Genomic DNA, 7019 nt, shown 5'->3' with positions numbered 1-7019 from the left:
GGCAAGGTGCCCCGCTCCCCCCCCTCCGGGGAGGTGGCTCGCTGTGGGGGTTGGGGCAGGAGGCGTTTCCGCTCCGCCGGCGGAGGCAGGGGGCGGGCGCTCCCCCCCCGCAGCCCCCGCACCCGCGACACCAGCTCGGGGAACTCGAACGGCTTGCCCAGATAGTCGTCGGCGCCGAGATCGAGACCTGCGACCCGGTCCTCCATGGAACCGGCGGCGGTGAGCATCAGGATCCTGGTCCGCGAGCCGGAGGCGACCAGCCCCCGCGCGACGTCGTCGCCGTGCACCCGTGGCAGGTCGCGGTCGAGGACGACGACGTCGTAGTCGTGCAGCCCCAGGTAGGCGAGGGCGGCATCGCCGCTGTACACCGTGTCGACGGCGAACCCCGCCCGTCGCAGCCCGGTGGCGACCAGCTCCGCCAGGATCTCCTCGTCCTCGGCGACCAGTACCCGCATCGTGATGTCCCCTGCCTCTTGCATGCGTGTCCACTCCCTCCCAGGATGCGTCTTTGTTACGGGAAGGAATGTTTCGCAAAGGTCTCCACGCACTGGGCCCGGTTTATCGGTGTGAGTTGATCTTCCGCAGGCCGTTAGGATTTCGACCATGGCGGCCACTGGATCCGAGAAGCAGGGGGCGACGGCGTACTACGTCTCGACCCCCATCTACTACGTCAACGACGCTCCTCACCTGGGCCACGCCTACACGACCGTCGCAGGCGACGTGCTCACGCGCTGGCACCGCCAGCGCGGCGAGAAGGTGTGGTACCTCACCGGCACGGACGAGCACGGTCAGAAGATCATGCGCACTGCCGAGGCGAACAACGTCACCCCGCAGGAGTGGTGCGACAAGCTCGTCGAGGAGGCATGGAAGCCCCTCTGGGAGCACCTGAACATCAGACACGACGACTTCATCCGTACGACGGAGAAGCGGCACACCGACCGGGTGCAGGAGTTCGTGCAGGACCTGTACGACAAGGGCGAGATCTACAAGGGCGGGTACGAGGGCCCGTACTGCGTGGGCTGCGAGGAGTACAAGCTCCCCGGCGACCTCATCGAGGACGAGAACGGCGTCAAGCTGTGCCCGATCCACAAGAAGCCGGTGGAGATCCTCAAGGAGGAGAACTACTTCTTCAAGCTGAGCGCGTACGGCCCGAAGCTGATGGAGTTCTACGCGAACAACCCGGGCTTCATCCAGCCCGAGTCCGCCCGCAACGAGGTCGTGAACTTCGTCAAGCAGGGCCTGCAGGACCTCTCCATCTCCCGCTCGACCTTCGACTGGGGCGTCCCGGTGCCGTGGGACGAGAAGCACGTCATCTACGTGTGGGTCGACGCCCTGCTCAACTACGCCACGGCGGTCGGCTACGGCGCCAACCAGGAGAAGTTCGACGGGACCTTCCCCGCCGACGTCCACCTGGTCGGCAAGGACATCCTCCGCTTCCACGCGGTGATCTGGCCCGCGATGCTGATGGCGCAGGGTCTGCCGCTGCCGGGCCGGGTCGCGGCCAACGGCTGGCTGATGGTCGGCGGCGAGAAGATGTCGAAGTCGAACCTGACGGGCATCAAGCCGCAGGACCTGACCTCGCACTTCGGCGTGGACGCGTACCGCTGGTACTTCCTGCGCGCCATCGCGTTCGGCAGCGACGGCTCGTTCTCCTGGGAGGACTTCTCCGCCCGCTACACCTCCGAGCTCGCCAACGACTACGGCAACCTCGCCTCGCGTGTCGCCGCCATGGTCGGCAAGTACTTCGGCGGGGTGCTCCCGGAGGCCACCGCCGCGGGTGACGCCGAGAAGGCGGTCCAGGAAGGGCTGGCGAAGGCCGTCGCCACGGCCGACCAGAAGATCGGCGAGGAGCTGGACTTCCAGGCCGGCATCCTGGCGATCTTCGACTTCGTGAAGCAGGTCAACGGCTACATCACGGAGCAGGAGCCCTGGAAGGTCGCCAAGGACACCTCCCCCGAGGGTCAGGCCCGCCTCGCGACGATTCTCTACACGGCCGCCGAGTCACTGCGCGGTATCGCGGTCCTGCTGAACGCCGTGATGCCGGAGACCTCGCAGAAGCTGTGGGACTCCCTCGGCGCCGAGGCATCCCTGGGCGCACTGTCCGACCAGCGCGTACAGGACGCGGGCACCTGGGGCCGGCTCCCGGTGGGCGCAACGGTGACGAAGGGCGCGGTGCTGTTCCCCCGCCTGGAGGAGAAGCCGGCGTAAGCGGGCGCACGTACACACGGCGAAGGGCCGGGACCGCACGATCGGTCCCGGCCCTTCGCCGTGCTCTGCCGCCTTGGGGTCAAAGGACCAAATTCTTCAGCGGCTCGGTGTCCAGTTCGATGCCCACAGGGTCGGGCAGTTCGACGGTCTTCCCGTACGGCACCGTCACCACCTGCTCGTACCGCACGCCGTCGGGCTGCGAGTGCACCTTGACCTCGCAGGTCTCGCGGTCGATCAGCAGGTAGACGGGAATGCCGGTCTCGGCGTACGCACGCGGCTTCTCGACGCGGTCCCGGCGGTCGGTGTCCTCGTCGTACGAGGTGACCTCGACGACCATCAGGACGCCGTCGGGGCTGGCCCACTCGCCCTGGCCGGCAAACGTGCCGCTGCGGGCGAACGCACCATCAGGATGGGCGTTGCCTTTGCGGTACGTCTCGATTCGAAGCCCCTGTTCGGCGTAGAGCCAGCGTCCCGGATCGGCCTGCATGCACAGACGCGTCAACTACTCGATGATCCGCCCGTGATCCCCGTCCGGCACAGCCTTGACCGCCAGTTTCCCGTTCACGAACTCCAGACGCAGTGCCTCTTCGGCACGTACGGCATGACGGGCGAGGTCCTCGAAGACCTCCTGGGTCAGCACACTCTCCTCAGCCACGGTCATCACTGCCTCCTGAGGGAAACCGGACTGTGCCAGCGTACGGGCTGGAGGCCGGGCCCGTTCCCGGTTCACCGCTCCAGTGCCGGTACGTCCCCCATCACGACGACCGGCTTCTTCGCCGGGTCGAGGAGTCGCAGCAGTTCCCTCATCCGGTCCTCGGGGAGCGAGATACAGCCCTGGGTCGGGCCGTCGTGGTCCACATGGATCCAGATGCCGCCGCCCCGCTCCTGGCCGAGCGGACGCTTCTGGTCCAGGGGTGAGGCGCCGGGGATCCGGTTGTAGTCGATGGCGATGACATAGTCGAAAGAACCCTCCAGCGACTCCCCGTCGAACCCCTCGCCGCTCACCGCGAACGCCGGGCTCTGGTTGTACGGGAGCATGGTCCCAGGGGGGTCGAGCAGGCCGCCCGCGGACGTCAGTCCGTAGACCCCGGTCGGGGTGCGGAGGTCGTCCTCCCAGTGCTCGTCCGTCCAGCCGTTCAGGGCGTTGCGGGCCGGCCAGCGTTCCGTGGCCGCGCGCCAGCCCTGGGCGGGGTCGTCGCGGGTGTACAGGACCGCGGTGGACAGGCTGGAGTCGTAGGCGTCGCCGGTGACGACGAGTGCCTGCCGCGAATCCGCCGGGATCGCGAACCTGGTCTTCGGCCCGAGCGCGGGGATTTCACGGGGGCTGATGCGCGGCGCGTACGGGCCGGGGGCGGCCCGCCCCCGGCCCCCGTCGGCCTGGGGACCCGCGACACCGGCGGAAACCGTGGCTCCTACCCGGACATCGCGGGTTCCCGTGGCAGTATGGGAGATGTTGTCGCAGGCGGTGAGCAGCAGAATCGCGGCGGCACACGTTCCGGCGCAGACGGCGTACGGGGGACGCCGGGCAGCCGACGGACGGAACACGGACACGGGTACTCCTCAGCGGTCGTGGTCGAAGGCAGCACGGGCGGGCTCCCCGTCACGCCTCGTCCCGCTGAACCCAGTTAACGCCGCGACACGCGAGCGCGAATCCGCACGAGGGCCATACGGCTGTACCGCCCGCCGTCCACGGCGAGGGCGTACCAGCGACCGTCGGAGGTCATTCGGAAGCAATTCTGTGTCGTCACCGGCGGAGCCCATGCCCGGCTCAGCTCACGTCATTTTCACCTTCGCCGACACGCCCACGATCCCCGTTCCGCCGAGAGCGCTCTGTGTGCGAACTCAACTACATACCACCCGCCGGATCTCCAGCAGCCCTTATCGGTCAACGTCAGCATCGATTTCGGACAGGACCGTTTCGCACAGTGAACGTTTCCTCACGCCAAGACATCTTTGACCGCGATCAGTCATCAAGCTCTTGGGGGAAACATGCGCATGCGCGCATTGCACAGACGCATCGTCGTCTCGGCATTAGCCGCAACGCTACTGTCCGTCGGCACCACCGCATCAGCGGATTCTGCGGACCGACCTTCGACGACGCCGGATTCAGACCAACTCTCTCAGCTGGCCGAGCGCTACCTGCAGCAGCGGGCCGACGCGGTGACGACGAACCCGGCACGGTTGCGCTCGGCTGACGTCCTGTCCGCGGCCACGGGGCCGATGAGGGCCGCACTACAGAGTGACCTTGCCGCACTGGCCCGAAAGGGCAACGTCTACAAGAAGGTCGACGGAGGCTATACGCACGCCGAGGTCGACGTGACCGTGCTCGACACGACCACCAACGGGGACACCACGACCTCGCACATCACCGAGGACGGCCGCCTCCATCTGCCGTTCACCGCAGCCGAGGTGGCCGACGGGGCGCCGGAGTACGAGGAGTACTCAGTCCCCCACACGCTGACGTTCACGCGGGACACGTCCGGCGCATGGCTGCTCGCAGCGGACAAGGCCGAGCTCGATGGCGGGCCCGTGCCGAGCACTCAGATCGCCGAACCTGCCGACGCCCCAGCTCCGGACTCGGAGAACGAAGGCGACAAGGGCACGGCCTCCGCGACAACCGAACTGCCCAGCGGCTCGGTTGATCCGAAGGTCACCCCTGATGCCGAGGCTTCCGCAACCACTTCGTACAACTACAGCGCCATGGTGCGCTACGCCAACAAGTACTGGAAGACACCGAGCAACGACTATCGCACCTACGGGAACGACTGCACGAACTTCGTCTCCCAGGTGATGCGGGCCGGCGGCTGGAAGGCAACCTCCGGCAGCTTCGCCAGCCGCAAGGACAACAAGAAGTGGTTCTATGCAAGCCACACTTGGACCACCAGCTACACGTGGGCGGGTGCCGAGAACTGGTACTGGTTCGCGGTGAAGCACTCCAAACGGACCAAGTCCCTCAACAATGTCTGGAAGCTCGCTTCCGCCGACGTGCTCCAGGCGAACTGGAAGCCTCGGAACGACAACATCATCGATCACACCATGGTCGTCACCAAGCTCTACAAAGGCACCCCATATCTCACCTATCACACGGGAAACACCCACAACAAGAGCCTCCGCAAGCTGCTCGCCGACCACCCGAACGCTGCCTGGTACGCACACCGGACCTGAAGACCCCTGCCTGGCATCCAGGCTGAACCACCTGTGAGGGACACATGAACAGGCGCTACTTCGCCAGCGTCACCCTCGCCGCGCTGCTCGCCCTGGCCGGGTGCGACAGCGGCGACTCCGAGCCGAAGGCGAGCGGTGACCGCGAGACGGTCGAGGCGTACATCACCGCGCTCAACGAACGTGACACGGACGCCCTGTTGAAGCTGGACGGGGCAACCGACCCGGCCGCTGAGCGGGATGCCGAGAAGGTCATCAAGGAAAAGGGCGGCCGCGGCCTCAAGGTCGACGACATCCAGATCAACTACGATCTCGGCCCCGATGTCGGGTCCGCGAAAATCGCCGCCAAGGACAGCAAGGGCGCCGACTACAACGAGAGTCTCACAATCACCCGCGAGGGCGGGAAGTGGCACCTCACCATTCTGCCGGCGCCGAAGCAGGACCAGAGCGGAAAGACGCCGGCCGAGACGGGTAAGCCGTCCGACGGCGCCGGCCCGTCGAAGTCCGTGTCCGGCTGACCCCAGCACCCATGAGGGGGCGTGGACGCCCGCTCTCCAACTGATGGCCCATCTCAGCACGTCCGAGGTGGGCCATCACGCTACGCATCGGCCCCGGCTGTGCCTCCCGCCGGACATGCCTGCAGGAAGGGCCCGGAACCGTTTCGTGGGTGTAGGTTTCGGGCCCTTCATCTCCACGGGGGCGCAGAGGTCTCTGAGAGAGCAGGTCAGAGACCCGTTCCGTCGCTTCATCAGCCCGCCCGTGACCCGCTCGGGTCGTAGATGGTGTCCTCGGAGAGGGGGTTACGGGTGGTGGTGCTGGTCGAGTACAGCGCGGGCTGTGCGTTGCTGTGAGGCCGCGGATGTCACGCCCCGCCGAGCTGCCCGCCCTTCACGCTGCCCAGGAGCCGGTCCAGCTGGGCCAAGGTGACCGCCAGCTCCGTACGAGGGTCATGGCTCTCACGGAGCCGTATCCGGCCGTCGGTGACAGCCAGTTCGACGCAGCTGTTCCCGTCGCCGCCGCCCGAGAACGAGGACTTCTGCCAGTCGATCGAGTTGGACATGCTCCACCTCACAGTTCCTTGGTCATCCGGTGAATGAAGTCGCGCAACTTACAGGGGTCGAGTGATGCCGCTTCCAGCTTGCGGAAGAGTGCTCGAAATCGGTCGAGCTGAGACTCGGCGTCAATGAACGCGGTACCGTGAGGCGCGTCCCGCACCACCGTGTCAAGCCGAGGCACCGGCCCACCGGCGTACACCATCGCGCTCCCGGCACCCGCAAAGCCATCGGTATCGAGGGGAACAACCCTTACCGTTACGCCATCTTCGTCGGACAGGGCGAGGATCTGGTCGAGTTGGGCACGTGAGGCCCTACGGTCACCGACCCGGATACACAGTGCCGCTTCATGGATCACCGCTTCGTACTCCACGGGGGCAGCCCTTTCGAAGATGGCCCTCCGCCCCATCCTGTGGGCCACCCCGGCTTCGAGCTCACCTTTGGGAAGCTCCGGTGGCATGTACGAGAAGACCTCACGGGCGTAGTCCTCTGTCTGTAGCAACCCCGGTACGTGGATGATCTCCGCATCGCGCCGGAACGAGGCATGGTGCTCCAGCTCCGACAGATCCAGGAACACGGGTGGGAGCACGCCACGGA

Annotated in this window: 7 protein-coding genes and 1 pseudogene; 3 read left to right on the top strand and 5 right to left on the bottom strand. The window is 66.6% G+C overall.

The annotated features are described in order from the left end of the window. Positions 1-455: response regulator transcription factor (locus ACZ7IB_RS09795; RefSeq protein WP_470911182.1), on the bottom strand; the 455-nt coding region annotated here is incomplete at its 3' end. 148 nt (positions 456-603) lie between these two features. Between ACZ7IB_RS09795 and metG the strand changes: the two genes are divergently transcribed. Beyond that, positions 604-2208 carry a methionine--tRNA ligase gene (gene metG / locus ACZ7IB_RS09790; RefSeq protein WP_470910865.1) on the top strand — a complete coding sequence of 535 codons (1605 nt, stop codon included), beginning with the start codon at positions 604-606 and terminating at the stop codon, positions 2206-2208. Between the two features lie 79 nt (positions 2209-2287). Here metG and ACZ7IB_RS09785 read toward each other — a convergent pair. Together ACZ7IB_RS09785 and ACZ7IB_RS09780 are read right to left on the bottom strand one after the other, a co-directional pair. Continuing rightward, positions 2288-2869 (bottom strand): annotated as a pseudogene (locus tag ACZ7IB_RS09785) (Uma2 family endonuclease). A 65-nt stretch (positions 2870-2934) separates the two neighbouring features. After that, a complete protein-coding gene (locus tag ACZ7IB_RS09780; protein ID WP_470910863.1) occupies positions 2935-3759 on the bottom strand; it encodes a L,D-transpeptidase family protein in 825 nt (274 codons plus the stop codon). A 444-nt stretch (positions 3760-4203) separates the two neighbouring features. Between ACZ7IB_RS09780 and ACZ7IB_RS09775 the strand changes: the two genes are divergently transcribed. Both ACZ7IB_RS09775 and ACZ7IB_RS09770 read left to right on the top strand, forming a co-directional pair. Next, positions 4204-5373: an amidase domain-containing protein gene (locus ACZ7IB_RS09775; protein WP_470910861.1), complete on the top strand. Its 1170-nt coding sequence runs from the start codon at positions 4204-4206 to the stop codon at positions 5371-5373. Positions 5374-5417: 44 nt separating this feature from the next. Further along, on the top strand, positions 5418-5888 hold the full coding sequence (locus ACZ7IB_RS09770) for a hypothetical protein (RefSeq protein ID WP_470910860.1): 471 nt from the start codon (positions 5418-5420) through the stop codon (positions 5886-5888). Positions 5889-6232: 344 nt separating this feature from the next. Here the strand turns inward: ACZ7IB_RS09770 and ACZ7IB_RS09765 are convergent, their stop codons facing one another. Next, a complete protein-coding gene (locus ACZ7IB_RS09765; RefSeq protein WP_470910858.1) occupies positions 6233-6430 on the bottom strand; it encodes a DUF397 domain-containing protein in 198 nt (65 codons plus the stop codon). Positions 6431-6438: 8 nt separating this feature from the next. Beyond that, positions 6439-7011 carry a DUF5753 domain-containing protein gene (locus ACZ7IB_RS09760; protein WP_470910856.1) on the bottom strand — a complete coding sequence of 191 codons (573 nt, stop codon included), beginning with the start codon at positions 7009-7011 and terminating at the stop codon, positions 6439-6441. Positions 7012-7019: the final 8 nt, after the last annotated feature.

It is taken from the genome of Streptomyces sp. NPDC037301, from assembly GCF_055602785.1.
The sequence above is the reverse complement of the archived record's forward strand: the minus strand, read 5'-3'. Positions and strand labels throughout refer to the sequence as shown.

What these genes read in the sequence shown, in the direction of transcription:
- metG (WP_470910865.1), top strand. Translation starts at nt 604, where the DNA reads ATGGCGGCCACTGGATCCGAGAAGCAGGGGGCGACGGCGTACTACGTC.
- ACZ7IB_RS09775 (WP_470910861.1), top strand. Translation starts at nt 4,204, where the DNA reads ATGCGCGCATTGCACAGACGCATCGTCGTCTCGGCATTAGCCGCAACG.
- ACZ7IB_RS09770 (WP_470910860.1), top strand. Translation starts at nt 5,418, where the DNA reads ATGAACAGGCGCTACTTCGCCAGCGTCACCCTCGCCGCGCTGCTCGCC.
- ACZ7IB_RS09765 (WP_470910858.1), bottom strand. Translation starts at nt 6,430, where the DNA reads ATGTCCAACTCGATCGACTGGCAGAAGTCCTCGTTCTCGGGCGGCGGC.